Source organism: Amycolatopsis sp. lyj-108, from assembly GCF_046549005.1.
Taxonomy (GTDB): Bacteria; Actinomycetota; Actinomycetes; order Mycobacteriales; family Pseudonocardiaceae; genus Amycolatopsis.
The window spans coordinates 134452-159428 of record NZ_JAJPWQ010000011.1 but is presented as its reverse complement, the minus strand read 5'-3'; the positions used below and the strand labels follow the sequence as shown (position 1 = coordinate 159428).

General features: G+C 67.6%; 21 protein-coding genes and 2 pseudogenes. 14 read left to right on the top strand and 9 right to left on the bottom strand.

Going from position 1 to position 24977, the window contains the following annotated elements; all coding sequences use genetic code 11:
• Positions 1–6: 6 nt before the first annotated feature.
• From ACLJO0_RS33120 to ACLJO0_RS33090, 7 genes are all read left to right on the top strand, one after another.
• Positions 7–888 carry a sugar phosphate isomerase/epimerase family protein gene (locus ACLJO0_RS33120; protein ID WP_410582897.1) on the top strand — a complete coding sequence of 294 codons (882 nt, stop codon included), beginning with the start codon at positions 7–9 and terminating at the stop codon, positions 886–888.
• A gap of 14 nt (positions 889–902) precedes the next feature.
• Positions 903–1916 (top strand): multicopper oxidase domain-containing protein, encoded by a 1014-nt coding sequence (locus ACLJO0_RS33115; protein WP_410582896.1) that lies wholly within the window; start codon positions 903–905, stop codon positions 1914–1916.
• A gap of 20 nt (positions 1917–1936) precedes the next feature.
• Positions 1937–5902: a ThuA domain-containing protein gene (locus ACLJO0_RS33110; RefSeq protein WP_410582895.1), complete on the top strand. Its 3966-nt coding sequence runs from the start codon at positions 1937–1939 to the stop codon at positions 5900–5902.
• Between the two features lie 71 nt (positions 5903–5973).
• Entirely contained in the window at positions 5974–7875 is a 1902-nt protein-coding gene (locus ACLJO0_RS33105) for an OmpL47-type beta-barrel domain-containing protein (RefSeq protein ID WP_410582893.1), read from the top strand.
• Between the two features lie 87 nt (positions 7876–7962).
• On the top strand, positions 7963–8826 hold the full coding sequence (locus ACLJO0_RS33100; RefSeq protein ID WP_410582892.1) for a sigma-70 family RNA polymerase sigma factor: 864 nt from the start codon (positions 7963–7965) through the stop codon (positions 8824–8826).
• 28 nt (positions 8827–8854) lie between these two features.
• The gene (locus ACLJO0_RS33095; RefSeq protein ID WP_410582891.1) at positions 8855–9331 is read left to right on the top strand and encodes a carboxymuconolactone decarboxylase family protein; all 477 of its coding nucleotides are present in this window, start codon (positions 8855–8857) and stop codon (positions 9329–9331) included.
• Complete coding sequence (locus ACLJO0_RS33090) at positions 9331–9696, top strand: DoxX family protein (protein ID WP_410582890.1); 366 nt, start codon at positions 9331–9333, stop codon at positions 9694–9696. Before ACLJO0_RS33095 ends, ACLJO0_RS33090 begins: the two co-directional genes overlap by 1 nt.
• A 64-nt stretch (positions 9697–9760) precedes the next feature.
• Here ACLJO0_RS33090 and ACLJO0_RS33085 read toward each other — a convergent pair whose 3' ends face one another.
• Both ACLJO0_RS33085 and ACLJO0_RS33080 read right to left on the bottom strand, forming a co-directional pair.
• Positions 9761–11506, bottom strand: coding sequence for a BCCT family transporter (locus tag ACLJO0_RS33085; RefSeq protein WP_410582888.1), 1746 nt, complete (start codon positions 11504–11506; stop codon positions 9761–9763).
• A gap of 227 nt (positions 11507–11733) precedes the next feature.
• On the bottom strand, positions 11734–11877 hold the full coding sequence (locus ACLJO0_RS33080) for a hypothetical protein (protein WP_199749137.1): 144 nt from the start codon (positions 11875–11877) through the stop codon (positions 11734–11736).
• 86 nt (positions 11878–11963) lie between these two features.
• On the opposite strand from ACLJO0_RS33080, the gene ACLJO0_RS33075 reads away from it, so the two are divergent.
• Positions 11964–12920 (top strand): GlxA family transcriptional regulator, encoded by a 957-nt coding sequence (locus ACLJO0_RS33075; protein ID WP_410582886.1) that lies wholly within the window; start codon positions 11964–11966, stop codon positions 12918–12920.
• A 10-nt stretch (positions 12921–12930) separates the two neighbouring features.
• On the opposite strand, the gene ACLJO0_RS33070 is transcribed toward ACLJO0_RS33075, so the two are convergent.
• Together ACLJO0_RS33070 and ACLJO0_RS33065 are read right to left on the bottom strand one after the other, a co-directional pair.
• Complete coding sequence (locus tag ACLJO0_RS33070; protein ID WP_410582884.1) at positions 12931–13623, bottom strand: hypothetical protein; 693 nt, start codon at positions 13621–13623, stop codon at positions 12931–12933.
• 56 nt (positions 13624–13679) lie between these two features.
• Positions 13680–13868: a hypothetical protein gene (locus tag ACLJO0_RS33065; RefSeq protein ID WP_125796257.1), complete on the bottom strand. Its 189-nt coding sequence runs from the start codon at positions 13866–13868 to the stop codon at positions 13680–13682.
• A gap of 172 nt (positions 13869–14040) precedes the next feature.
• On the opposite strand from ACLJO0_RS33065, the gene ACLJO0_RS33060 reads away from it, so the two are divergent.
• A complete protein-coding gene (locus tag ACLJO0_RS33060) occupies positions 14041–14604 on the top strand; it encodes a TetR/AcrR family transcriptional regulator (protein WP_410582883.1) in 564 nt (187 codons plus the stop codon).
• A gap of 20 nt (positions 14605–14624) precedes the next feature.
• The gene (locus ACLJO0_RS33055; protein WP_410582881.1) at positions 14625–15821 is read left to right on the top strand and encodes an FAD-dependent monooxygenase; all 1197 of its coding nucleotides are present in this window, start codon (positions 14625–14627) and stop codon (positions 15819–15821) included.
• Between the two features lie 173 nt (positions 15822–15994).
• Here the strand turns inward: ACLJO0_RS33055 and ACLJO0_RS33050 are convergent.
• The 3 genes and pseudogenes from ACLJO0_RS33050 to ACLJO0_RS33040 form a co-directional block, all read right to left on the bottom strand.
• Positions 15995–17252, bottom strand: a pseudogene (locus ACLJO0_RS33050) (DUF222 domain-containing protein).
• A gap of 158 nt (positions 17253–17410) precedes the next feature.
• Positions 17411–18160 (bottom strand): SDR family NAD(P)-dependent oxidoreductase, encoded by a 750-nt coding sequence (locus ACLJO0_RS33045; protein WP_410582880.1) that lies wholly within the window; start codon positions 18158–18160, stop codon positions 17411–17413.
• Positions 18148–19323, bottom strand: a complete 1176-nt coding sequence (locus ACLJO0_RS33040) for a glycosyltransferase 87 family protein (protein ID WP_410582878.1) — start codon at positions 19321–19323, stop codon at positions 18148–18150. Before ACLJO0_RS33040 ends, ACLJO0_RS33045 begins: the two co-directional genes overlap by 13 nt.
• Positions 19324–19457: 134 nt before the next feature.
• On the opposite strand from ACLJO0_RS33040, the gene ACLJO0_RS33035 reads away from it, so the two are divergent.
• The 3 genes from ACLJO0_RS33035 (at position 19458) to ACLJO0_RS33025 (ending at position 23117) form a co-directional block, all read left to right on the top strand.
• On the top strand, positions 19458–20363 hold the full coding sequence (locus ACLJO0_RS33035; RefSeq protein WP_125796251.1) for an AraC family transcriptional regulator: 906 nt from the start codon (positions 19458–19460) through the stop codon (positions 20361–20363).
• A gap of 78 nt (positions 20364–20441) precedes the next feature.
• Positions 20442–21278, top strand: a complete 837-nt coding sequence (locus ACLJO0_RS33030; protein WP_410582876.1) for a carbohydrate-binding protein — start codon at positions 20442–20444, stop codon at positions 21276–21278.
• A gap of 873 nt (positions 21279–22151) precedes the next feature.
• Entirely contained in the window at positions 22152–23117 is a 966-nt protein-coding gene (locus ACLJO0_RS33025; RefSeq protein WP_410582875.1) for a sporulation protein, read from the top strand.
• 42 nt (positions 23118–23159) lie between these two features.
• On the opposite strand, the gene ACLJO0_RS33020 is transcribed toward ACLJO0_RS33025, so the two are convergent.
• Positions 23160–23747, bottom strand: a complete 588-nt coding sequence (locus ACLJO0_RS33020; protein ID WP_410582874.1) for a TetR/AcrR family transcriptional regulator — start codon at positions 23745–23747, stop codon at positions 23160–23162.
• Between the two features lie 90 nt (positions 23748–23837).
• On the opposite strand from ACLJO0_RS33020, the gene ACLJO0_RS33015 reads away from it, so the two are divergent.
• Positions 23838–24374, top strand: coding sequence for a dihydrofolate reductase family protein (locus ACLJO0_RS33015; protein WP_410582872.1), 537 nt, complete (start codon positions 23838–23840; stop codon positions 24372–24374).
• Between the two features lie 12 nt (positions 24375–24386).
• Here the strand turns inward: ACLJO0_RS33015 and ACLJO0_RS33010 are convergent.
• Positions 24387–24900, bottom strand: a pseudogene (locus ACLJO0_RS33010) (monooxygenase); the annotation flags it as partial.
• Positions 24901–24977: the final 77 nt, after the last annotated feature.

Genomic DNA, 24977 nt, shown 5'->3' with positions numbered 1-24977 from the left:
GGTTTCATGTGCGGTGAAGAAGCTGAGCAGTTCCACTCTCGACGGGCGCTCCTCCGCGGCGCGGCGACGGCGGCGGTCGCGGTGGGTGCGGCGGTAGCCCTGCCGGGTTTTGCGAACGCGACCACTGAGACCCAGGGACACGGCCACCACGGTCGAGGCCGTGTCCCGGTGGAGAAGATCAGCATCCAGCTCTACTCCCTGCGCACCGCGTTGCAGGCCGACCTGCCGGGAACCCTGTCCGCGCTGGCGGACATCGGCTACCGGAAGGTCGAACTGGCGGGCACCTACGGCCGCTCGGCCGAAGAGTTCCGCGGTCTGCTGGACAAGAACCACATCAAGGCGACGTCCACGCACACCGGCATCGACGGTGACCTCGACAAGACCATCGCGGACGCGAAGGTCCTCGGGAACACCCGCGCCAACGTGCCGTGGGCGAACTTCGACACCATCGACGGCTGGAAGCAGTTCGCCGTCCGGATGGACACGGCGGCACGGAAGTTCCGCCAGGCCGGTATTCCGCTCGGCTACCACAACCACGCGCACGAGTTCGCGCCCATCGACGGCGTGCGCCCGTACGACGTGCTCACCAGGAACACGAACCCGCGTTACGTGCACTTGGAGATCGACCTGTTCTGGGCGGTGGAAGGCGGGATGGACCCGGTTTCGCTGTACCGGCAGCACTGCCCGCGCGTGGTGCAGTACCACGTCAAGGACCGGACCGCGGACGGGAAGATGGTCGATCCCGGCAAGGGCGTCATCGACTTCCCCCGCATCTTCTCCCACACCCGTCCCCACCTCGCCGAGTACATCGTCGAGCACGACAACCCCACGGATCCCCTGAGCACCGCCCAGACCGGATTCACCTATCTCCGTAACGTCCGCTTCTAGCTGGGGAATCCACAATGGACAAGAACAAACGCGGGCTGTCCCGCAGATCGATGCTCGCGGGTACCGCGGCAGGGGTCATCGCCCCGGTCGTGGTGAGCGCGAGCGCCGGTTCGGCACCGGCCGCCGCGGCCGGGATGACCCGCAACATCACCGTCTACGCCGACTACGTTCCCGGTTCGACCCGGGTCGGTTACGGGCTCGAGCCCGGTAAGCCGACGATCCCCGGGCCGCTCCTGGAGTGCTACGAGGGCGACACGCTGGTGATCGAGCTGGTCAACAACACCGACCAGCGGCTCTCCATTCACCCGCACGGTGTCAACTACGACACCAAGTCGGACGGTTCGCCGTTCAACGATTCCTTCAACAAGCCGTACGAGACCAAGACCTACACCTGGAAGACCCGGACGGCCTACCAGGCGGCCAACGGTTTCTGGATGCCCGGCAGCGCGGGGTACTGGCACTACCACGACCACGCGTTCGGCGGCGACCACGGCACCGTGGGCCTGATGAAGGGGCTCTACGGCGGCCTGATCGTGCGCAAACGCGGGGATCTGCTGCCCAGCAAGCAGTTCACCGTGGTGTTCACCGAAATGTGGATCAACCACCAGGTCGCCCCGAACACGCCGATCTTCGAGGCGAACCTCGGCGAACGCGTCGAGTTCATCTGCATCGGGCACGGCAACCTGATGCACACCTTCCACCTGCACGCGCACCGCTGGGCGGACACCCGCACCGGCATGCTCACCAGCGCGACCGACAACGCTCCGATCCTCGACAACAAGACCCTCGACCCGGGCAACTCCTTCGGGTTCCAGGTGATCGCGGGTGACGGCGTCGGGCCGGGCGCGTGGATGTACCACTGCCACGTCCAGCAGCACTCGGACGACGGCATGTCCGGGGTGTTCCTGGTCCGCAACGCCGACGGCGGGATGCCCGCGGGCGCCCAGGCGGCGATCGACCGCTTCAAGGGACACCAGCACCCGACGTCCACTCCGGACGCCACCGGCGCTTCGACCCACCACCACTAGACTTCGAAAGGAGCGAGAACTTGAGACGAGTATTTTCGCAACGTCGGCTCCGCAGACGTTCGCTGGCCGCACTGGCGGTCGGCGCCGTCGTCACCTCCGGGCTTCCGCTGGCCATCGCACCGGTGACCGCCGAAGCCGCGACGAACGTCCCGATCAACGTCCTGGTCTTCCACGGCACCGCCGCGGACCAGAAGGATCCCGTCCTGCGCGCCACGGACGCGATCTCGAGCCTCGGCCAGGCGAACGGCATCTCCGTTTCGTCCTCTTCGGACCCCGCGGTGTTCACGCAGGCCAACCTCGCGAAGTACCGCGGCGTCGTTTTCCTGTCCGCACAAGGCATCACACTGAACCGCGACCAGGAAACCTCGCTGCAGGCCTACATGAAGGCGGGCGGCGGATTCCTCGGCCTGTCGGACGCCGCGCGGGCCCAGGACGGTTCGCAGTGGTTCTCCGGGCTGATCGGGGCCCGTCCGGTGGGGGCGCGTCCCACGCCGGAGGCGGTCGCCTCGGTCACCGCGAGCGCGGAGAACCCGCCCAACGAGACCAAGGAAAAGCTGGCCGACAACAACGAGAACACCAAGTGGCTGACGTTCCAGCCGACCGGCTGGGTCGCCTACAAGATGGCCGCCCCGGTCGCCGTGAGCAGCTACGACCTCGTGTCGGCGAACGATTTCGCCGGCCGTGACCCCAAGAGCTGGACCCTGCAGGGATCCAACGACGGGACGACGTGGACCGATCTGGACACTCGTACCAACGAGACGTTCGCCGACCGGTTCGTGAGCCGCAAGTTCACCTTCGCCAACACCACGGCGTACGCGAACTACCGGCTGAACATCACCGCCAACGCCGGTGACCCGCTCATCCAGCTGGCCGATTGGAAGCTGTACAAGGACAACTCGACCACCCCGCCGCCGCCGGAGGCTCCGCCGGCCGAGGCGACGGTCGACGTCCTCGACAAGGCGAACCCGGCCACCGCCGGACTGCCGCAGAAGTGGGTCCGCACCGACCGGTGGCTCAACTGGGAGGTCAACCCGGTCGGCACCGTGCACACGGTCGCGCAGGTCGAGGAATCGACCTACAAGCCGGGCGTCGGCGCGAACGGCGCCTTCCACCCGGTCTCGTGGTGCCGCGACTACGACGGCGGCCGCTCCTTCTACACCGGGATGGGCCGGACCGAGGCGAGCTACGGCGAAGCCCAGTTCCGCAGCCACATCCTCGGCGCGCTGAAGTGGACCACCGGCATGGTGCGCGGTGACTGCAAGGCGGGGATCGCGGCCAACTACAAGGTCGAACGCCTGACCGGGATCAACCAGACCGGCCAGCTCGACCAGATGGGCGAGCCGCACGGGCTCACCATCGCGCCGAACGGCCGCGTCTTCTACATCGGCCGCGCGGCCTGCGCCGGTAACTCGGTGCCCGCGCCGAACGACTGGACCAACCCCGAGATCGGCGCCGGCTGCGGCACGATCCACCAGTGGGACCCGGTCACCAAGAAGCCGAAGCTGCTCACCACCCTGAAGGTGATGGGCAACCGCGGCAGCGGCGACGAACTGGTCAAGAACGAGGAAGGCCTCCTCGGTCTCGTGCTGGACCCGAAGTTCAGCGAGAACGGCTTCATGTACGCCTACTGGATGCCGCACGCGTCGGTCGACATCGACAAGCGGATCGGCAAGCGCACGGTCTCGCGGTTCACCTACGACCTGAAGAACCAGACGCTGGACCAGGCGACCCGCAAGGACCTGCTGTCGTGGGACGTCCAGGTCCACAGCTGCTGCCACGCGGGCGGGGGGATGGACTTCGACAAGGACGGAAACCTGTACATCGGTTCCGGTGACAGCAACTCGTCGCAGGGCTCCAACGGGTACTCCGGCAACAACTGGACCCAGGACTACAAGGGCGTCTCGTTCCAGGACGCGCGTCGCACCTCCGGTAACACCAACGACCTCAACGGCAAGATCCTGCGGATCCACCCCGAGGCCGACGGTACCTACACCAACCCGGCGGGCAACCTGTTCCCCGAGGCGAACGACCCCGGGAACAAGACCAGGCCCGAGATCTACGTGATGGGCGTGCGGAACATCTCGCGTCTGCAAGTCGACAAGAAGACCAACTGGCTGACCGCCGCGTGGGTCGGCCCGGACGCGAGCTCGCCGAGCCCGGAACTCGGCCCGGCCAAGTACGAGACCGCCACGATCATCACCGAGGCCGGCAACCACGGCTGGCCGTACTGCATGGGCAACAAGCAGCCGTACCGTGACCGCAGCAGCACCGACGCCGCGGTGCTCACCGGCTGGTACGACTGCGACAACCCGGTCAACACCTCGCCGCGCAACACCGGCCTGGTGAACCTGCCGCCGGTCAAGAAGAACATGATCTGGTACTCGCCGGACGGCGGCGGACCGGTGTTCCCCAACCGGCCCAACAGCTCCGTCCCGACGTACAACGCGGCCGAGGCCACCTACACGCAGCCCTACCTCAAGGGCGGCGGCCAGGCGGTCATGACCGGGCCGACGTACCACCGCGAACTGGTCAACACCAACAGCGGGGTGGCGTGGCCGTCGTACTGGAACGACAAGTGGTTCATCGGTGACCAGAGCAACGGGCAGAACCGGATCGCGGTCACCGTCGACCCGAACGGCGTCCCGAAGCAGGATCCGCCGCTGTTCGCCGAAACCGTGCGGCAGATCATCCCGACCGGTGGCGGCGACACCAAGCTGAACCAGTGGATGGACGCCAAGTTCGGGCCGGACGGCGCGCTGTACGTGCTCGACTACGGCGGCGGCTTCTTCACCCTGACCAACAACCAGAAGCTGCTGAAGATCAGCTACACCGGCGGCGAGGCGACCCCGTCCGCGGCGGCGGCGTCGACCATGGTGCAGAACAAGCCGCTCACCGCGGCCTTCACCGGGTCGAAGTCCGGCGGCGTCTCCTACCGGTGGGAGTTCGGCGACGGCACGATCTCGACCCAGCCCGACCCGCGGCACACCTACCCGCGCACCGGGCTGTACACCGCCAAGCTGACCGTGACCTATGCGAACGGTGAGACGGTGACCGCGCGGAACTCGGTGAGCATCGGGTGTCTCGTGGCGGATTCCGGTGCCACGGTGACCATCGGCGACACCGACACCGGGGTGACCAACCGGAACGCCGGTGGCGGCTGCACGGTCGACGACATGATCGACGACGAGAGCACGTGGACCTCCCACGCCGGTTTCGTCAACCACGTCACCCAGGCCGTGGACCGGCTCGGCGATCTCGGCGTGCTGAACGCGGCCGAGTCGGACAAGATCAACGCCGCGGCCGCCGCGTCGCCCATCGGCAACAAGGGCGTCACCGGCTACGACGCGATCTACGACGGCACGCCCGAATCGTTCCGCAACTGGTCGCAGGCGCCGTCCGGGCAGTTCGCCATCCAGCCGGACGGGTCACTGCGACCGTCGGGCGGGCTGGGCATGCTGTGGTACTCCGCACGGCAGTTCGGCAACTTCTCGGTGAAGCTGCAGTTCAAGGACATCGCGCCGACAGGCAGTGCCAACAGCGGTGTGTTCGTCCGGTTCCCGGATCCGCGCACGCCGGTGGAGCAGCGTCCGCCGGGCAGCTGCGGCACCGTCGGTTCCGCGAAGACGTCGCAGGCCTGGGTCGCGATCTACTGCGGCCACGAGGTCCAGCTGTACGACGGGGCCGCCGGCGAACCGCAGAAGACCGGGTCGATCTACAACTTCGACCCGCGGCCGCTGGACCAGGCGGGCGTGAAGCCGAAGGGGACCTGGAACGAGTACGAGGTCAAGGTCGTCGGGCAGAAGTACACGATCATCCGCAACGGTGTCGTGATCAACGAGTTCGAGAACGCGCCGGGGATCAACTCGTCGCGGGCCGGCGACCCGTCGACCGATTTCCGGCAGTTCGTCAGCGGGTTCATCGGTCTGCAGAACCACGGTGACAACGACCTGATGGAGTTCCGCAACATCCGGGTGCGGCAGCTGTAGCGCGAAAGCCGGCCGGGCGCGCGGGTTTCGCGTGCCCGGCCGGCCTCCCCTGTACGGAAGGTTTCCCTGCGATGTCCCCAAGAACCCTCGTCGCGGCGTTGCTCGCCGCGGCGCTCGCGATACTGGGCATGGTGTTACCGAGCTCCTCCGCCCCCGCCGTCGCCGCCCCTGTCCAGACCCTGGAATGGACCGCGGGCGACAGCACCGACCACTACCTCAGCGCGCCGGCCACCGCGGTGGCCGGCGAGACCACGATCCTGTTCAAGAACACCGAAGCGCTCGGCTCGACGATGTCGCACACGCTGACGTTCGACACGTCGACGCCGGGCTACAACCACGACGTCCCCCTGAACATCGTCGCCAATCCCTATGACGAGAAGAACGGCGAGCACCAGGCGACGGTGACGCTGACCCCGGGGAAGTACCGGTTCTACTGCACGATCCAGGGGCACAGCAAGATGTTCGGCGAGTTCGTCGTCACCGACGGCGGCGGTGCCGACACCACCCCGCCGACGGTGACCGCGAACGTCACCGGCACCAAGGACACCGCCGGGAACTACGTCGGTTCCGCGACGGTGAACCTGGCCGCTTCGGACAGCCAGTCCGGTGTGGACAAGGTCGAGTACCAGCTCGACGGCGGTGCCTGGACCGCGTACACGGCGCCCGTGGTGGTTTCCGCGGCCGGTGCGCACATGGTCCACTATCGCGCGTCGGACAAGGTGGGAAACGTTTCACCGGAGGGGATGTCGTCGTTCACCGTCGTCACCGGGCAGCCCGGTGACACGACTCCGCCGACGGTGACCGCCGAGGTGACGGGGACCAAGGACACCGCGGGCAACTACCTCGACACCGCCACCGTGAAGCTCACCGCGACCGACGCCGGCACCGGCGTCGACAAGGTCGAGTACAAAGTGGACGAAGGCGCGTGGACCGCGTACACCGCCCCGGTCGCGGTCTCCGCGCCGGGGATGCACATGGTCCACTACCGCGCTTCGGACAAGGCGGGCAACGTCTCGCCGGAGGGCATGGCGCACTTCACGATCGTCAGCAGTGACACCACCGCGCCGACGGTGACCTCCGAGGTGACCGGGACCAAGGACACCGCCGGGAACTACGTCGGCAAGGCGACCGTGACCCTCACGGCGACCGACGCCGGTTCGGGTGTCGGCAAGGTCGAGTACCAGTTGGACGGTGGCCCGTGGCTGACGTACTCGGCGCCGCTCGCGCTCACCGTCGTCGGCGCGCACACGGTGAAGTACCGCGCCACCGACAAGGCGGGCAACGTCTCGGCGGAAGGCACGGCGACGTTCACCATCGTCGAAGGCGACGACAGCACCGCGCCCGCCGTTTCGGTGGTGGTGAGCGGTGATCTGGACGGAAGCTGGTCGTACATCGAAGACGCGACCATCAACCTGACCGCGACCGACACCGGGTCCGGTGTGGACAAGATCGAGTACAAATTGGACGGTGGGGCCTGGACCGTCTACACCGCGCCGGTGAAGGTGACCGAGCTCGGCACGCACACGCTGGCGTACCGCGCCTCGGACAAGGCGGGCAACGTCTCGGCGGAACAGGGCGGCGCGTTCACCATCGTCGGCCCGCCGCCGGGCCCGGACGCCTGCCCGGACTCCGACGTCCGTGACACCGTGATCCTCGGCACGGCGGACAGCCAGGTCGAGAACCGCGACACCGGCAACGGCTGCACGATCAACGACGTGATCGACGACGAGTCGGACTACTCGTCGAACGAGCAGTTCGTGACCTACGTGCGGGCCGTGACGCAGGAGCTCCTCGACGGCGAGGTCATCTCGTCCGACGAGCGGAACCTGATCGTCACGGCGGCGATCGACTCCGGCATCGGCGGCTCGACCGCGGAACCGGAGCCGGAGCCCGAACCCGGCAAGACGAAGAAGCCGAAGACGTCGAACCCCGGCATGAAGAAGGTCGTGAAGACGCCTATCCGGGACGTCTGAGCCGGATTCAGGAGGGCTCCATCGGTTACCTTTCTCGCGTCGCGCTCGTCATGTCCATGACGGGTTCGGCGCGAGAAAGGTATCGACATGACCGGCGAAGCCCTGGCCAGCGCGTTCGAGGAGCAGCGCGGGCGTCTGGTGGCCGTGGCACACCGGATGCTCGGTTCGCGCGCGGACGCCGAGGACGCCGTCCAGGAGGCCTGGCTGCGGCTGGCCAGCCAGGACGCCGACACGATCGACAACCTGTCCGGCTGGCTGACCACCGTCGTCGGCCGCGTCTGCATCGACGTCCTGCGTTCCCGCAAGACCCGCCCCGAGGATTCCTACGAGGAGCCGCCCGAGCTGCTCGTGCTCGAGGACTCGCCGGAAGAGGACGCGCTGCTCGCCGAATCGGTCGGCGTGGCGCTGGTGGTGGTGCTCGACACCCTCGGCCCGGCCGAGCGGCTGGCCTTCGTACTGCACGATCTTTTCGGGGTCCCGTTCGCCGAGATCGGCGACATCCTCGGCAAATCCGCCGACGCGGCCAAGATGCTCGCCAGCCGGGCCCGCCGGAAGGTGCGGGGACAGCGCCCGGCCGACGAGCCGCGGCAGCGCGCTGTCGTCGAGGCGTTCCTCGCAGCCGCGCGCGAAGGAGACTTCGACGGTTTGATCGAGGTGCTCGACCCCGACGTGACGTGGCGTTCGCGGAGCAGGCACGGCGAGGTCGTGCGGCTCGGTGCGGCCGAGGTGGCCACGCGGGTCCAACGCGGGGCGCGCGCCGCCGTCACCACCCGTCCCGCGCTGGTCGACGGCAAGGCGGGGATCGTGTCGTGGAGCAAGAGCGGCAAGCTGCTCGGCGTGATGTCCTGCACGATCGTCGACGGCCGCATCGTCGAAATCGAGTCCGTGAGTGACCCGCGTCGCCTCGCGGCCATGGGTGTTACCTCTCGGGAGTCCTCCTCGTCGAAGTAAGTGAACACCGACGAGAAGGAGAAATCCCATGCAGGCACGGCTCGAATTCCTCAAGACGGCTCTCGCGCCGAAGCTGGTGAAGCACCTCGTTTCGGCCGCGAAGGTCCTCGACGGCAGCGAACTTCCTTTGGCGACAAGGGAACTGGTGAACATCCGGGCCAGCCAGATCAACGGCTGCTCGGGCTGCCTCGACATGCACACCAAGGACGCGGCGCACGCGGGGGAGACCACGACCCGGCTGAACCTGATCGCGTGCTGGCGCGAGGCGACGGTCTTCACCGAGGCCGAACGCGCCGCGCTGGAACTCACCGAACAGGGCTGCCGTCTCGCCGACGGCAGCGGAGTCACCGACGAGGCGTGGGCGGCCGCCGCCAAGCACTACGACGACGAGCAGCTCGTGGCGCTGGTGACCCAGATCGCGCTCATCAACACCTTCAACCGGCTCAACGTCATCACCCGGCAGCCGGCGGGCGACTACACGCCGGGCCAGTTCGCGGGGCACTGATGGACACCGCACTGTGGATCGTCGCCTGGCTGCTTGCCGTCATGTATCTCGTGTCCGGCGTCGGGAAACTGTTCCTGCGAAGGGAAACGATCGCCAGGGCGGGATCGGCCGCGGGATGGGTGCTGGAGTTCGGATCCGGCACGGTGAAGTTCATCGGGCTGGTCGAGATCCTGGGCGCGGCCGGCCTGATCCTTCCGGCCTTGCTCGACATCGCGCCGGAGCTCGTGCCGCTGGCGGCCCTCGGTCTGGCGCTGGTCATGGCGGGCGCCGTGGTCGTGCGCCTGCGTCGCCGCGAGCCCATGATCGCGCTGCTGGATCTCGCTTACCTCGCGCTGTGCGCCTTCGTCGCCATCGGACGCGCCTGAAGTACATGAAGGCCCCCATCCTGTACCTAGGCGCAAGGATGGGGGCCTTCATGTACTTACGGGCTCAGGAGCGCTGCTTCGACCGTCCGAGGATTCGACGGCGGCCGTGGCTGTTGGTGCGTTCCTCGTGCAGTTCCTTCAGCGACAACATCATCGCGTCTTCCTGCTTCATCAGCGGGTCGTTGCGCAGGTCCTTCCAGACCGACACGCACAACCCGACCATCACGAACACGAACGGCACCGCGATCAGGATGGTGAGATTCTGCAGACCGGTCAGCGCCTTGTTCCCGCCGACCAGCAGCATCACCGCCGCGACGGCGCCCATCAGCACGCCCCAGAAGATCACGACGGTCTTCTTCGGATGCACGCTTCCGCGCTGGGACAAGGTGCCCATCACCACCGACGCCGCGTCGGCACCGGAGACGAAGAAGATGGACACCAGGATCATCACCAGTATCGCGATCGGGATGAACCACGGCAGGGTCTCGAGCAGTTCGAACGTCGCCGACTGGGCACTGCCCGCGCCCGCGATGTCCGTCCCGGCCCGTTGCCTGCTGATCGCCGCGCCACCGAAGATCGCGAACCAGATCAGGCTCACGATGCTCGGGATCGCGATGACCCCGAAGATGAACTGCCGGATGGTGCGGCCGCGGGAGATCCGCGCGATGAACATGCCCACGAAGGGCGTCCACGAGATCCACCACGCCCAGTAGAAGACCGTCCAGCCGCCGAGCCAGGTCTGCATCTCGTCGCCACCGGTCATCCCGGTGCGGCCGGACATCTCGGCCAGCTCGCGGAAGTAGTCGCCGATCGCGCCCGGCACGATGTTGAGGATCAGCACGGTCGGCCCGACCACCAGCACGAACACCGCGAGCACCGCGGCGAGCACCATGTTGATGTTGGACAGCCACTGGATCCCCTTGGCCACCCCGGAAACCGCCGAAGCGATGAACGCGATGGTGAGGATCGCGATGATCGCGACCAGCAGGCCCTTGCCGGGGTCGTCGATCCAGCCGACGGCGCCCATCCCGCCACCGACCTGCAGCGCGCCGAGGCCGAGTGACGCGGCCGAACCGAACAGGGTGGCGAAGATCGCCATGATGTCGATCGCCTTGCCCAGCGGGCCTTCGGTGCGCCGCTTGCCGATCAGCGGCGCGAACACCGAACTGATCAGCTGGGTGCGGCCCTTGCGGAAGGTGCTGTAGGCGATCGCGAGACCGACCACCGCGTAGATCGCCCACGGGTGCACGGTCCAGTGGAACAACGTCGTCGCCATCGCGGTGTGGACGGCTTCGTCGGAATTCGGGGCCGCGGTTCCCGGAGGCGGGCTCGCGAGGTGGGAGACCGGTTCGTACACCCCGAAGAACATCAGGCCGATGCCCATGCCGGCGCTGAACATCATCGCGATCCACGACGACGTCCGGAATTCGGGCAGTTCCTTGTCCCCGCCCAGCGGGATCCGGCCGTAGCGGCTTATGGCCAGACAGACCGCGAAGAGCACGAAACCACTCGCTGTCAGCACGAAAGCCCAGCCGCCGTACGGGATCACGGCGTCGTTCAACAGAGTCGACGCGACACTGGCGAGGTTTTCCGGGGCCAGCACACCCCAGACGATGATCGCGAGCGCGAGTGCCGCGGCCACACCGAAAACGGTCCGGTCGGTCTTGGCGGGGCGTTCGGAGGCGAGGTCGAGGGGGACGTGCTCATCGGGCGGATGGCCCGGGCCTGTCGTATCCGGTGCGTGGGCGAGGTCTGTCGCGGTCTCCGCGCCTACCTCTTCTTCCGCTTGTTTACCGTCCTGCGAACTCATGTTCAGCCACGCGCCGATGACAGCGCGATCTCCTTCCGCCCGAGTTAACCCGTTTGCACCACTGCACCCTAACCAGAAAACTGGTAACCGGCAGAAAATGCGGGGCAAGAGGTTTAAACCGGTATATGCGGTTTGACCTCGGCGGATGCGGGCTTCGTCAGCGGCCCCGGCGGGGAACGTGTCTCTCGTGACACCGGGTCATCGACATCGTGGCCTTCGAAATGGCTTCAGACTGTGGTGCCGCCCCTCCAGAAGGGCCTGGTGAGCGGGTCGCCACCGGCGACGTCCGGCCGTCCTTGCCGCGTGTGGTTGCGGTTCAGGAGGTAGGTGACGAGGGCGATCAGGGCGAGGGTCACGATGATTGCGGTCATGGCAGTAAGTTTGCGCCACGAGACATCCTGCCAGAAGTGGCAGTTCTGTCGTTGTGCGTCAAGATCCTGCCAGCTATGCTCGGACCATGCTGAAGAGCGTCGCCGTGGTGCTGATGGACGACTTCGCCCCCTTCGAGTTCGGTGTCGTCTGCGAGGTGTTCGGCTACGACCGCACCGATGACGGAGTGCCACTGCTCGACTTCCGCGTGTGCGGGGAGCGCGCGGGGGAGCCGCTCAGCCTCGGCCACGGCGTCAAGGTGACCCCGGAACACGGTCTCGAAGCGACCGAGGACGCGGACCTCGTCGTCGTCCCCGCCTGCGACGTGCGCGACGAGTATCCGCCCGCGGTCCTCGAAGCACTTCGCGCGGTTTCGGCGCGGGGAGCCACGCTGCTTTCGGTCTGCACCGGCGCTTTCGTGCTGGGCGCCGCCGGCCTGCTCGACGGGCGGCGCTGCACGAACCACTGGCGGCACAGCACCAGGTTCCGGAACCGGTTCCCGTTGGCGCAGCTGGATCCCGACGTCCTCTTCGTCGACGACGGCGACATCATCACCAGCGCCGGAACGGCCGCAGGCATCGACGCCTGCCTGCATCTGATCCGGCGCGAACTCGGCTCCGCCGCGGCCACCGCGATCGCCCGGCGCATGGTGGTGCCGCCGCAGCGCGAGGGCGGGCAACGTCAGTTCGTCGAGGTGCCGATCCCGGAGTGCACCGGTGACAGCCTCCAGCCGGTGCTCACCTGGATGCTCGACACCATCGCCCACGACCACTCCGTCGCCGATCTCGCCGGCCGGGCCCGGATGTCCGAGCGCACCTTCGCCCGCAAGTTCGTCGCCGAGACGGGCACCACTCCGCACCGATGGCTTTCGACGCAACGGGTCCTGCACGCGAGGTCGCTGCTGGAGGAGACGACGATGGGCATCGACGAGGTCGCGCGCCGCTGCGGTTTCGGCTCGGGAGCCTTGCTGCGCCACCATTTCCACAAGGTCGTCGGGGTCTCCCCGCAGGACTACCGCCGGACCTTCGCGCCTCAGCGCGTCTGAAGGTCTCCCGTCAGAGGGTGAACACGGTGACGTATTCCGCGTCCCGCACGACGTAGCCGAACCGGGTACGGAGTTCGCGGACGACCGCCCGCATGTGTTCGGCGCCGTAGACCACGCCGATCGTCACCGGTTCGTGCCCGCGCTGTTCATGCAGTCCGGCCAGCGCGTCCACGAGGAGTTTGTCCCGACTGCCGACGATCAGGTCGTCGAATTCGGGCATGGCCCCGGCGGAATCGACCCAGGAGTCGTCTTCGTCGTCGACGGTCATGAACCGCGCCAACATGCCGCGCGTGCCGAAGCCCCGCAGGAACGTGCCCAGTGCCGGCGCCAGGAGGGACACCATCAGCCGGTCACCGAGCGGGACGCGGCGCCAGCCCTCGGAGAACGCCGGACCATCGAGGTCGGGACGGATCGTCGGCACGGTGAAGCTGTCGGCCTTCAGGTCCTGCACCACGAGCCCGAGGCGTTTGTTCCGTGCCGCCAGCCGGTAACTCGCGGTCATCCGGGACACCGAGCCGGCGTCACCGACTCCTTCGGCCACCACCACGTCGCAGTCGTTCGCCTGTCGCCGGACCGCGTCGAAGTAGGCCTGTGTTCCGAGGTGCACCATGGGGAACAACCGGAAGCGAAGCGCCGATCCCTTGGCACGGAGGGTCAGCACCACGGCGCGGACACCCAGTTCGTTCACCACGATGATCTCCATGGCGCCTCCTCCCTGTGCTGGGAGAACGCGCCGTGGGGCGGGAAGGTTGCCCCGGTCTAGTCCTTCGGCGCCTTGTTGAAGAAGCCAAGGGACTGGGCGAAGACCGCCGCGCCCACCATCACGACGCCCGGCAGGGTCTTGACCCAGAAGGCGTCCGCCTCGAGCGCGACCAGCAACGCGATCATCCCGCCCCCTAGCACGAGCAGTACGAGCGCTCCCAGTGCGACGCGGGGCTTCGAGACCATGGTTCCTCCAAAGTGAGTTCGGAAGAGCAAGCCTCACGATGGCGCCCAGCCGGGGCGAGGTCATTTTTACCGCGTCGGGCGAACGGCACTGTGACCACCGAGTTTGCGCCGTCACCGGATCCGGGCATACGATCAGGGCAGTCGTACAGGACGAACGCCCTAGGAGGCGATGATGGCAGGATCCCCGGCGGCGGAACGTGGTCAGGCCGTGCGGCGGCGGTTGCTCGAAGCGGCCGTCGCGCTCGTGCCCGAACTCGGCTGGTCCGCGGTCAGCACCCGGATCCTGGCCGACCGCGCGGGGGTCACGCCGAGCGTCGTGCACTACCACTTCCCCTCGCTGCAGGCCTTGCTGATCGAGGCCGTACTGGGGGCGATGCGCGAGGTCGCCGTCGCCTTCGAACCGGCACTGGAAACCGTCGGGACGCCCGCCGGCGCGGTGGACGCGCTGCTGGCGTCGGTCGGCGAGTACTCCGGCACCGACCCGATGTCGTTGCTGTTCGCCGAGGCCTACCTCACCGCGACCCGCGACGACACCTTGCGTGAGGGCATCCGTGAAATCCTCGCCGGTATGCGCACCCGTTTCGGCGGCTGGTTGGCGGAACGTGGCGTGGCCGAAGCCGAAGACACGGCCGCGGTGCTTTTCGCCGCGGTGGACGGGCTTCTGCTGCATCGCGCGCTCGGCCCGGAGCTCGGCCGCGACATCTCTCCGTCCGTCCTGCGCAGACTGGTCGGCTGAACCGAAAGGGAGGAACCCCGATGAAGGTGGCGATCTGCGGTGCCGGGATCACCGGACTGGCGTTGGCGCACCGGCTCGCGGCGTCGGACGTCGACGTCGTGGTGCTGGAACGTGCCACGGGTACGCGGGAGCAGGGCTACATGATCGACTTCTTCGGCCCCGGCTTCGACGCGGTCGAGGAGATGGGCCTGCTGCCTCAGGTCGAAGACGTGGCATACCAGGTGAACGAAGCGAGTTTGCTGGACGAACGTGGCCGCCGCCGGGCGGCGATCGACTACGTCCAGTTCGCCAAGTCGGTGCGAGGCAGGCTCCGCAGCATCATGCGCCCCGACCTGGAACGCGTCCTGCGTACGGAACTTCCGTCCACAGTGGACGTCCGGTTCGGCGCCGGCGTCACAGGCGTCGATGACCTCGGTGACCGCGTGCGGATCACCCTGGCGGACGGCGAGACGCTCGAAGCCGACCTGCTGGTCGGGGCCGACGGAATCCATTCGACCGTGCGACGGCTGGTCTTCGGTGACGAAAGCCGGTACTTGCGTTACCTCGGTTTCCACACGGCGGCCTTCGTCTTCGAGGACGAAGAGATCCGCGCGCAAGTGGGGGAGCGGTTCTGCCTGACCGACACCATCGGAAGACAGATGGGCTTCTACGGTCTCCGCGACGGCAAACTCGCGGCGTTCGCCGTACACCGCACGACGGATCCGACCCTGCCCGATGACGCGCGAGCGGCACTCCGCGCGAACTACGACTCGCTCGGCTGGGCGGTGCCCAAGGCCCTCGATCTTTGCCCGCCTCCTCGCGAGGTGTACTACGACCAGGTCGCGCAGATCGAGATGCCGTCCTGGAGCCGCGGCCGGGTCGTCCTCGTCGGCGATTCCTGTTACGCAGTCTCCCTTCTCGCCGGCCAAGGCGCTTCGCTCGGGATCGCGGGCGCGTTCGTCCTTGCCGAACAACTCACCCGATCACCCTCGATCGAGACCGCCTTCGTACAGTACGAAAAGCTGGTCCGCCCGGTGGTGAAGGAGAAGCAACACGTCGCCCGCCGGGGCGCCCGATGGTTCCTGCCCGCGAACCGGTTGCTGCTTCAGGCACGCCGGTTTTTGCTTCGCCTGGCACGCCTTCCCGGTCTCGAACGACCACTCGCGGCCGCCGTCACGGGAAAGTCGACGGCGCTGGTGACGAACCTGAGGCGAGGGACCGAAATCCGAAGCCGATGATGGCGCCGTTGAGCTCGGTTCCCGGACAGGTGGCTGAGGCTCGGTTGCTCGTTGGCGCGATGGGCCGAGGATGCGGGCTCGTTGTGGGCTCGGTGTCGTTTAGCCGACCCGGTTTCTGGACGGGTAGCTGAGGTTCGACAGCTCGTTTCGGCGGCTGGTTCACAGGGGGCGGCCTAAATCCGTAGGTGCATGGTGTTTCTCCTTGGTGTTCCGGTGGGGTCGAGGTAGGTGGGGGCGGTGAATTCGGGCAAGCCGTCTTGGGCGATCTGGACTTTCCATTCACTGTGGTGGATGAGCCGGTGGCGTTTGGTGCACAGGAGCACTAGATTGTCGATCTTCGTTTCACCGTGGTGACGCCAGAAGACGATGTGGTGGGCGGTACAGCGGGGCACGGGCATGTCGCAGCCGGGGAAGGCGCAGCCGCCGTCGCGGAGGGTGAGGGCGTATTTTTGGGCGAGGGAGACGGTGCGTTTGGAGCGGCCGATGTCCAAGGGTTCGCCTGCGGTGCCGAGGACGCCGGGTCGGACGCGGGCGTCGCAGGCGAGGATGCGGGCGTCGGTGGCGCTGATCGGTCCGACGAGGTCGAGGTGTGCTTCGCCTAGATCCCGCATGAGGTCCTCATACGACATGGTGACCAAAATGTGGGTCGCCTCGCCTGCCTGGCCGGGGAGGTTGCGGCTGGTGGTCTTCAAGCGGACGTAGTCGGTGAAGGCATCCCCGTAGCGTTCATCCTGAGTACGGGAATCCCGGACGCCGTCGATGGCCTTGTGCGGCTTGGCCATCGGATCCAGATCCGACTTCAACCGGGCATACGTTTCCAGGTCAAGCCTGGCCTTGAGGCCGAGGGTGCCGTCGCGGTGTTTGACGAACCGCATCTCTGGTCGGGTGTCCTTCGGATCCTCGTTGCGGGGTTCTTTGCCGTCGGGGTCGAGTTCGTCCAGCAGGCGGCGTCCGGCGCGGGCGATCTGCCGCGGCCCGGCGTGACGAGCCAAATCGACCAGGATCTTCTCCCCGGCTCGGACATCCTCCTCGGGCACAGTGGAGGGGATGCGGGCGAGGGTGCGGATGATCGCGTCGATCTGCGAACCGCCGATCGCGCCCTCCACGGCGGCCGCGGCCGTCAATGGTGCTAGGGGTGGTTCGGGGTCTCCGCCGATAGCCGGGCCGGGATGCAGGGCCAGGACGCGGTCGGCGCGGGCACTGGCTTCCTTGTCCGTCACGTGGAAGTCCTCGAAGATCAGCGCCGCCAACGTCGAATGGACCGCTGCATCCGCGTACCCCGCGGGAATTGATTTCCGCCAAGATTGCGTTCTGTTCCGCATCCGCTCGTCGTTTGATGATTTCGAGTTCTTGTTTGCGGGCGTGCAGCGTCGCGGTGTCGACGCGCCACCACTCGGTGGGCGTCGTCGGGGTTGCGTCGTTGCTGGCCACGACCCCCACGATACACCGAATCGAACAGACGTGCGAGCACGAACGGCCTAGCGTGAAAGAATCCGAAATGCACATGCAGATAAAGCGGCGAAGCGGCTTAAGAACGCGAAGGCGCTTAAGTAGCGCTTCGGAGAAAGCGGGAGTAGTGGCGTCCCCGATCACCATGTCGGACGAGCCGACACGCCTCCGTCCACGGTCAGGTTGTGCCCCGTGATCCACGCCGCGAGCGGCGAGGCGAGGAACAGGCAGGCGTTCGCGACGTCGTCGGGCGTGCCGAGTCTGCCCAGCGGCGCGGCCTGGTGCCAGCGCCGGACGCCGTCCGGCCAGGCGTCGCCGAGTCCGGGGCGGTCGATCAGGCCGGGGGAGACGGCGTTGACGCGGATGCCTCGCGGGCCGTATTCGAGTGCGGCGGCGCGGGCGTGCATGACCAAGGCGGCCTTCGCGCTGCTGTAGTGCGCGTGTCCCGGCGCGGGCTGGGCCGCTTCGATCGAGGCGATGTGGACGATACTGCCGTCGTTCATCACTTCGGCCGCGGCTTGCGTGCAGGAGAACGCGCTGGTGAGGTTCGCGTCGAGGACCGCGCGCCAGCTTTCCGCCGACATTCCGGGCAGGGGTTCGACAGGCTGCACACCGGCGTTGTTGACCAGGGTGTCCAGTTGTCCGGTCCAGGCCGCGGCGGCGGCCACGAGACGGTGGCATTCGCCGTCGTCGGTGAGGTCGGCGGCGAAGGTCTCGGCGGTGCCGCCCGCCTTCTGGATCCGGTCGACGACGGCGAGCGCGGATGCCTCGTCACGGTGGTAGTGCACGGCGACGGCGCTGCCGGCTTCCGCGAAACGCAGGGCGATGCCGCGGCCGATACCGCCGCTGGCGCCGGTGACGAGGGTGGTGGTGCCGGTCAGGTCGAGCATCGAGGTCCTTTCCGCAGCGCGAGCACGGCCGCGACGACGACGAACACCATGCCCGCGAGGACGTAGCAGTTTCCCAGCCATTGCTGGGCGGTCGTCCAGGTCTGGCCTGGCCGGTCGAACGCGGGGAAGTACCGGAACGGTGCCGCGACGAAGATCGCGGCGACGACCCCGGTGACGGCGAGCCAGACCACCGGACGGCGCCTGAGCACCGCATAGGCGGCGGTGGTGAACAGCGCCGGAGCGATCCACACCCAGTGATGCGACCACGACGTCGGCGAGATCAGCAGGGCGAACGTCGCGTTCAGCAGTAGCGCCGGCACGATCGCCGAGCGGTACATGGTCAGCGTCACCAGCACCAGCAGCACACAGGTGAGCACGATCCACAGCGGCTTCGCCGAGTCGGCGCCGAACCGCGCCAGCACGGCCTGCAGGGTCTGGTTGGTGTGGAACGAGGTGCCGCTGATCCCGGACGCCCCGGCGAGCCCGCCGAACCAGTAACGCGCGGAGGCCTCCGGCGCGACCGCGAACGCGACGGCCGAGGCAGCCACGAAGGTGCCCATCGCGGTCAGCGCGCCGCGGAAGTCCTTGCGTATCAAGAAGAACAACAGGAACGCCATCGGCGTCAGCTTGATGGCGGCGGCGAGACCGACGCCGATGCCGCGGTAACGGCCCCGCGCCAGCAGGCAGTCGGCCGCGACGAGGCCCATCAGAAGCAGGTTGATCTGGCCGAAGCCGAGCGTCTGGCGGACCGGTTCGAGGAAGAGCGCCGGAGTGATCGCCAGCGACGCGACGAGCATCGCCTTCCGCCGGTCCCCGGACGGCCACAGCGTCCGGGTGATCGCGTAGAAGGTGATCCCCAGTGCGCCCAGGCTGAGCGCGAACAGCAGGAGCACCGCGCCGGTCCACGGCACCAGCGCCAGCGGCGTGAGCACCAGCGCGGCGAACGGCGGATAGATGAACAGCAGCGGGATACCGGCCTCGGAAAGCGGCAAGGCGCCGTAGAGGTCGCCGCCGTTCCACAGGGTGTCGACGCCGAATCGGTAGATCTCGAGGTCGCTGTGGGAATCGCCCGCCGTCGCCCAGGCCACGGCACACGCCAGTGCCAGTGCGGCGAACGCGCCGAGCGACCACCGGGCCCGACCGCGCGACTTGGTGGGAGACATCGCGTGGTGACCCTTCGGACGTGCGTCGATGATCTCGACTGTACCGGTCGGGCGAGAAGCGACTTCCGTCGGCAGTCAGCGCACCACGCATTGGTCTAGACTTTTCCTTCCCAGTGTGGTGAAAGGGACGGACCATGCGCGGAACGACGGTGTTGCCCAGGACGCCCTGCCTGAAACCGAAGGCGGGGGAATTGCCGCTGCATCGGCTGGAAGTCCGCGCGCCGGACGCCCTGCCGTTCACGGTCGGCACCTTCGACACGATCGGGCCGATGTCGCGGGCGGCGTTCCCGCATCGGCACACGTTCTACGAAATAGTCCACGTCACCGGCGGCACCGGTGATCACGTCATCGATTTCACGCGCTGGGAATTGGGGCCGCCACAACTAGCGGTCATAACACCGGGGCAGGTGCATCATTGGGATGCCCGCGATCTCAGCGGATTCGTCGTGTTGTTCACCGACGATTTCCTGCTCGAACATCCGGCGGATCGCGAAACCCTGCGACGGCTGAGCCAGCAGCCGTGGCGGCTCGACGAACGCGCGGCCGAGGAGACGGCCCGGCTGGTCGCGGAATTGGACGAGGAATTCCGTTGCGGCGGGCAGGGGACCGATTCGGTGCTGCGAGCCCTGATGCACGTGCTGATCGTGCGGGCGGGACGGCTCCCGGGGCTGGCGGATCCACGTCCGCCGGCCAGGGCTCAGGCGGTGGGCACGGAATTCGCCCGGTTGCTCGGGCGTCCCGACCTCGGGCTCTGGTCGGTCGGCGCACTCGCGGAACGCATCGGCGTCACGCCGGGATATCTGACCGACGCGGTGAAAACGGCGACCGGCCGGACGGCGGCACAACTGATGCGCGAGGCGAGGACGCGGGAAGCGAAACGGTTCCTGCTCGGCACGGATCTCACCGTCCGGCAGGTCGCGAGCCGGGTCGGATTCGCGGATCCCGCGTATTTCTGCCGGTTCTTCCGGCGTGAAACGGGACTGAGCCCCGGCGATTATCGCCGGACCGGTGACGCGGCCCCGGAGATTCACCACGACTGACCAAGTCAGTCCATCGTCCGCAGCTGATCTTCTCCATACCGTCGGGGGTGATTCCCGAAGCCCCCACGAGGAGCAGGTATGGACGAAGAGAACAAGCTCAGCCGAAAGACTGTGCTGAAGGCGGCACTGGCCGCCGGAGTCGCCGCCCCGGTCGCGTTGATCGGCGGCCCCGCGCTCGCGCGCACCACCGTCGCGAGCGGCCAGGCACCCGAGCTGACCCCGGCCTGTGACGACGGAGACGACCCGACCCCGCCGCAGACCGAAGGTCCTTACTTCAAGCCGAATTCCCCGCAGCGGACGTCGCTCGTCACGCCGAACACGCAAGGGACGAGGCTCACCGTCTCCGGCTACGTCTTCGGTCTCGGGTGCCTGCCGATCGCGCGGGTGCTGCTGGACTTCTGGCAGGCCGACGTCAACGGCGCCTACGACAACGTGGGGTACACCTTCCGCGGTCACCAGTTCACCAACGACCAGGGCGCGTTCTCGCTGAGCACGATCGTGCCCGGCCTGTACCCCGGTCGTACGCGGCACATCCACGTCAAGGTCCAGGCCCCCGGCAGGCCGGTGCTGACCACGCAGCTCTACTTCCCCAACGAGCCGCGCAACAACACGGACTCGATCTTCGACCCGCGGCTGCTGATGACCGTGCGGGACGCGCCTCCCGGCAGGCAGGCCGCGTTCGACTTCGTGCTGAACGTGCCGCAGACGTCGACCACCCGGCCGACCAGTACGACGCCGACGACGTCGACTTCGACCTCCAACCCGCCCGGCGGGACGACCTGGGCCGCAGGAACCGGCTATTCCGCGGGTACCCGGGTCACCTTCAGCGGTCGCGGTTATGTGTGCTTGCAGGCGCACACGGCCCAGCCCGGCTGGGAGCCGCCGTCCACACCCGCGTTGTGGCGCGCGGAGTGACGGACAGCCGCTGCGGAGGGAGATAAACGCGGGTGGACTCCCGCCGCCGGGACCCACACCCCGGCGGCGGGGTCCACCCGCTTTTCGCGGGGGCGGGGTTTTCCTCACCCCGAATAGGAGCAAACGTGGCGTGGTCGGTGCCGGTGGTCGTGAGTGGCGATTCGGGTTCTATTGAGAGGTAAGGCAAACGTGTCGTGTCTCGAGTGAGGCGGGGGCTGGGTGACGCGACACCGCCCTCGCGTGCAGACCCGGATCTCGCGTGTTCACAGACGCGACTCGCGTGTTCAGGCTCCGCACCACCGAGTGCGGCATCCAGATACGCGAGTTACGTCCCCAAGCACGCGAGTCACGCCCTGCGTGAAGTACCAGCCGCCGAGGCCACAGTCGCCCCACTGCCACCAGGGACCACATCCGACGGTAGCGAAAGCCTCCTTCACTACCCTCAGAGTAGGCAAGGAGGCCCTCACTACCAGGAGAACGCCGCCACTCACGACCCCCTCGCGCCTGACCAGGGCCGAAGGCTCCTTTCGCCGCATCAGACGCGGCGAAGGGAGCCTTCAGCCCACGGCGGCGTCGCCCGCGAACAAGACACGTTTGACCTTCTTCTCGATACCTCGACGTACGCACCGCTCAGCCACTCGCCCGCACCATCGGCACCCTGTTCCCCGTCGATCCGGCCGACATCTCGCTCGGGCGCTCCTACGACGTCGACATCCACCTGCACGACGTCCGTCAGGCCGATCTGAGAAGGTAGTGACGTCGCGCCCGTTTAGGGGTTTTTAACCCGGTTCACCTGGCGGTCGACGGCGGATCTCGGTAGTAGTCGAAGTGTTCCGGCACTTCTTTTCCAGTACCCAGCGGAGGAAATCCCTGATGTTCAAACGGATGCTCAGCGCCTTCGGGGTCGGCGGCCCGTCCGTCGACACCGTGCTCGACTCACCGCACGCCGTTCCCGGCGAGGTGATCACCGGCCAGGTCCGCATCCAGGGCGGTTCGAGCGACGCCCAGATCGAGGAGATCCTGCTTTCGCTGGTCACCAGGGTCGAGGTGGAGCGCGGCGACCACGAGCGTGCCGGGACCGCGGAGTTCCTGCGGGTCAGCGCGGGCCGCAAGGTGAAGGTGACGGCGGGGCAGCTGACCACCATCCCGTTCCAGCTCGCCTTGCCGTGGGAGACGCCGATCAGCGCCGTCGGCGGACGGGAGCTGCCGGGCATGGTCGTCGGTGTGCGGACCGAGCTCGTCATCGCCGGCGCGCCGGACAAGGGCGACCTCGACCCGGTGCTGGTCGGCCCGCTGGATTCGCAGGACCGGGTGCTGGAGGCGTTCGGCGAGCTGGGCTTCTCCTTCCGCAGTGCCGACGTCGAAGCCGGGCAGCTGCACGGCGTCCGGCAGGAACTCGGGTTCTTCCAGGAGATCGAGTTCTTCCCGCCGTCGCGCTACGCCGGCCGCGTCAGCCAGGTGGAGCTGACCTTCGTCGCCGGCCCCGACGACCTCGTCGTGGTGCTGGAAGCCGACCGGCGTGGCGGCATGTTCCGCTCCGGCGGTGACTCCTTCGGCCGCTTCCACGTCTCGCACGAGGAGGCCCTGCGCACCGACTGGGCCGCGGCCATCGACGGCTGGCTGGCCAAGGTCGCCGAGTCCGGCGGCGGGCATGCCATGTTCGGCGGGCACCAGGAGCACTACGACCACGACCACCACGGACATCACGGTCACCACGGCAGGCGTGGTCCCGGGATGGGCGGCATGGTCGCCGGTGCCGCGGCGGGAGTGGTCGGCGGCATGATCCTCGGCGAGGTGATGGAGGACGCCTTCGACGGCGGCGAGGGCTTCGAAGAGTGATCCGGCCGGCTGGGCAACACCTGCAGCGGTGTTGCCCAGGGGTCACTTCGCGGTCAAGGGCGCCAGAGCGGCGTCGACCGCGTCGGTGAGGCGGCGCGGATCCGCCTCCGCCCTGGCCACCACGTGCAGGCCCTGCATGACGACGAGCAGGAGCCGTGCCTGCGTCCCGCAGTCGACGTCCGCGCGGATCTCGCCGGCGCGCTGTGCGGCTTCGAGCCCTTGCGTGATACCGGTTTCCAGCGCTTCGAATCCACTGTGGACGATCGTCCCGGCGGCTTCGTCGGCGGGGAGCAGTTCGGCGGCGGTGTTGCCCAGCAGACACCCGCGTCCCGGGGTTTCCCGCGCCGCTTCCAGGACGCTGAGCAGCAGCTCGCGCAGATGTGCGAGAACCGGGCCTTCGGCGAGAGCGTCCGCCTGGTTCGCGGTGCCGGCCGCGTAGCGTTCCAGTGCTCGCAGGAAAAGCGCGTGCTTGTCGCCATACGCGGCGTACAGGCTTCCCGGCAGGATGCCGAGCTCCTCCTTCAGATCCCGCATCGACGTGGCCGAGTAACCCTGCCGCCAGAAGACGTCGAGCGCTCCTCCGATCACCTGGTCCTCGTCGAAGGATCGCGGCCTTCCCGTACGTGGCATGGCAGCATCCTACGACTTCTTGACAGTGCGTTCAAGAAGTGTACCTTGACTTCTTGTTCAGATGTTCAAGAAGTCGTACGAGGAGTTCACATGGGTCGCTTCTTCCTGCACGTCAACGTTTCGCTCGACGGCTACATCGCCGACACCGCGGGCGACATCGACTGGCGGTTCGCCGACGACGAGTTCCAGGCACACATCGACGAGCTGCTGGAGTCGCTCGACGGCATGGCCTTCGGCCGCAAGGCCTACGAGGAACTCGCCGGTTATTGGCCGACCGCCGGGGACGAGGTCTCGGCCACGCAGCGGCGCCGGATGCACGAACTCCCGAAGTACGTCCTGTCGCGCACGCTCCGGAACACGACCTGGCATAACTCCCACCTGATCGAAGACGCTTCGGCGCTCGCCGGTCTCGAAGGTGACGTCGCGCTCTTCGCCGGGGGAGGGGCCGCGACGTCCGCCGCCCGGCTCGGGCTGCTCGACGAAGTGCGGCTCGTGGTGAACCCGGTGCTCCTCGGCGGCGGGACGCGGCTGTTCGGCGGTGAGTACGCGAAGACGGCGCTCACGCTCGTCGATGAGCGCCGGTTCGCTTCGGGTGCGCTGTTGCTCACCTATTCCGTCGCGCGCTAGCGCCGGTCGGGCTCAGGTGTACCAGGTGGGTTCCGGGAGTTCGTTCAGCAGCGCGTAAGCACCGACTTCGCGGCGTTTGTAGGCCACCGGGTCGTGGAGAGAGTGTGCGTGCGCAGATTCCGCCAGAACCGGTCCAGGCCGAATTTCGTGGCGCTCGCGCCGGCGCCGGTCAGCTCGAAGACCTTCGTGCCGATTTCCAGTCCGGTGTCGATCACCCGCTGTTTGGCGGCGGCGATGAGGACCGCGACCTCGCCGCGTGCAGCACGGCCGAAATCGCCGCTCCGGCCTTGTCTGCCAACGCTTCGGTCGCCCACAGCTTCGCAGGGATGTTGAGTGTGCTGTAGGTCAGGGGCCGGAACTTCTTGTCGACGTAACTTGCCGCGCTATCCCACGGGACGCGCACGCCGGTGAGGGTGATGCTGCCCGATTCGGTGAGCCGCTGGCCGATGTTGTCCCAGTCGTCATGGAAGGAAATACCGTCCTGTTCGGACGGAACGATGGCGAAGACGTGGTCATCTGTGCCTTCTCGGTCGTGGTCATGCTGCATTCCGTTCTGTGCGAGGGCGAACGGGAATTCCGGGCAGGGCGGAGCGCCCGGAATTT

Bases quoted from the DNA above. Each gene is read 5' to 3' on its own strand.
- ACLJO0_RS33045 (WP_410582880.1), bottom strand. From the start codon at position 18,160: ATGCTCGACCTGACCGGCACCACCACCCTCGTCACCGGCGCCAGCGGC.
- ACLJO0_RS33105 (WP_410582893.1), top strand. From the start codon at position 5,974: ATGTCCCCAAGAACCCTCGTCGCGGCGTTGCTCGCCGCGGCGCTCGCG.
- ACLJO0_RS33055 (WP_410582881.1), top strand. From the start codon at position 14,625: ATGAAGGTGGCGATCTGCGGTGCCGGGATCACCGGACTGGCGTTGGCG.
- ACLJO0_RS33075 (WP_410582886.1), top strand. From the start codon at position 11,964: ATGCTGAAGAGCGTCGCCGTGGTGCTGATGGACGACTTCGCCCCCTTC.
- ACLJO0_RS33085 (WP_410582888.1), bottom strand. From the start codon at position 11,506: ATGAGTTCGCAGGACGGTAAACAAGCGGAAGAAGAGGTAGGCGCGGAG.
- ACLJO0_RS33100 (WP_410582892.1), top strand. From the start codon at position 7,963: ATGACCGGCGAAGCCCTGGCCAGCGCGTTCGAGGAGCAGCGCGGGCGT.
- ACLJO0_RS33030 (WP_410582876.1), top strand. From the start codon at position 20,442: ATGGACGAAGAGAACAAGCTCAGCCGAAAGACTGTGCTGAAGGCGGCA.
- ACLJO0_RS33035 (WP_125796251.1), top strand. From the start codon at position 19,458: ATGCGCGGAACGACGGTGTTGCCCAGGACGCCCTGCCTGAAACCGAAG.
- ACLJO0_RS33060 (WP_410582883.1), top strand. From the start codon at position 14,041: ATGGCAGGATCCCCGGCGGCGGAACGTGGTCAGGCCGTGCGGCGGCGG.
- ACLJO0_RS33120 (WP_410582897.1), top strand. From the start codon at position 7: ATGTGCGGTGAAGAAGCTGAGCAGTTCCACTCTCGACGGGCGCTCCTC.
- ACLJO0_RS33025 (WP_410582875.1), top strand. From the start codon at position 22,152: ATGTTCAAACGGATGCTCAGCGCCTTCGGGGTCGGCGGCCCGTCCGTC.
- ACLJO0_RS33115 (WP_410582896.1), top strand. From the start codon at position 903: ATGGACAAGAACAAACGCGGGCTGTCCCGCAGATCGATGCTCGCGGGT.
- ACLJO0_RS33065 (WP_125796257.1), bottom strand. From the start codon at position 13,868: ATGGTCTCGAAGCCCCGCGTCGCACTGGGAGCGCTCGTACTGCTCGTG.
- ACLJO0_RS33080 (WP_199749137.1), bottom strand. From the start codon at position 11,877: ATGACCGCAATCATCGTGACCCTCGCCCTGATCGCCCTCGTCACCTAC.
- ACLJO0_RS33095 (WP_410582891.1), top strand. From the start codon at position 8,855: ATGCAGGCACGGCTCGAATTCCTCAAGACGGCTCTCGCGCCGAAGCTG.
- ACLJO0_RS33015 (WP_410582872.1), top strand. From the start codon at position 23,838: ATGGGTCGCTTCTTCCTGCACGTCAACGTTTCGCTCGACGGCTACATC.
- ACLJO0_RS33070 (WP_410582884.1), bottom strand. From the start codon at position 13,623: ATGGAGATCATCGTGGTGAACGAACTGGGTGTCCGCGCCGTGGTGCTG.
- ACLJO0_RS33020 (WP_410582874.1), bottom strand. From the start codon at position 23,747: ATGCCACGTACGGGAAGGCCGCGATCCTTCGACGAGGACCAGGTGATC.
- ACLJO0_RS33040 (WP_410582878.1), bottom strand. From the start codon at position 19,323: ATGTCTCCCACCAAGTCGCGCGGTCGGGCCCGGTGGTCGCTCGGCGCG.
- ACLJO0_RS33090 (WP_410582890.1), top strand. From the start codon at position 9,331: ATGGACACCGCACTGTGGATCGTCGCCTGGCTGCTTGCCGTCATGTAT.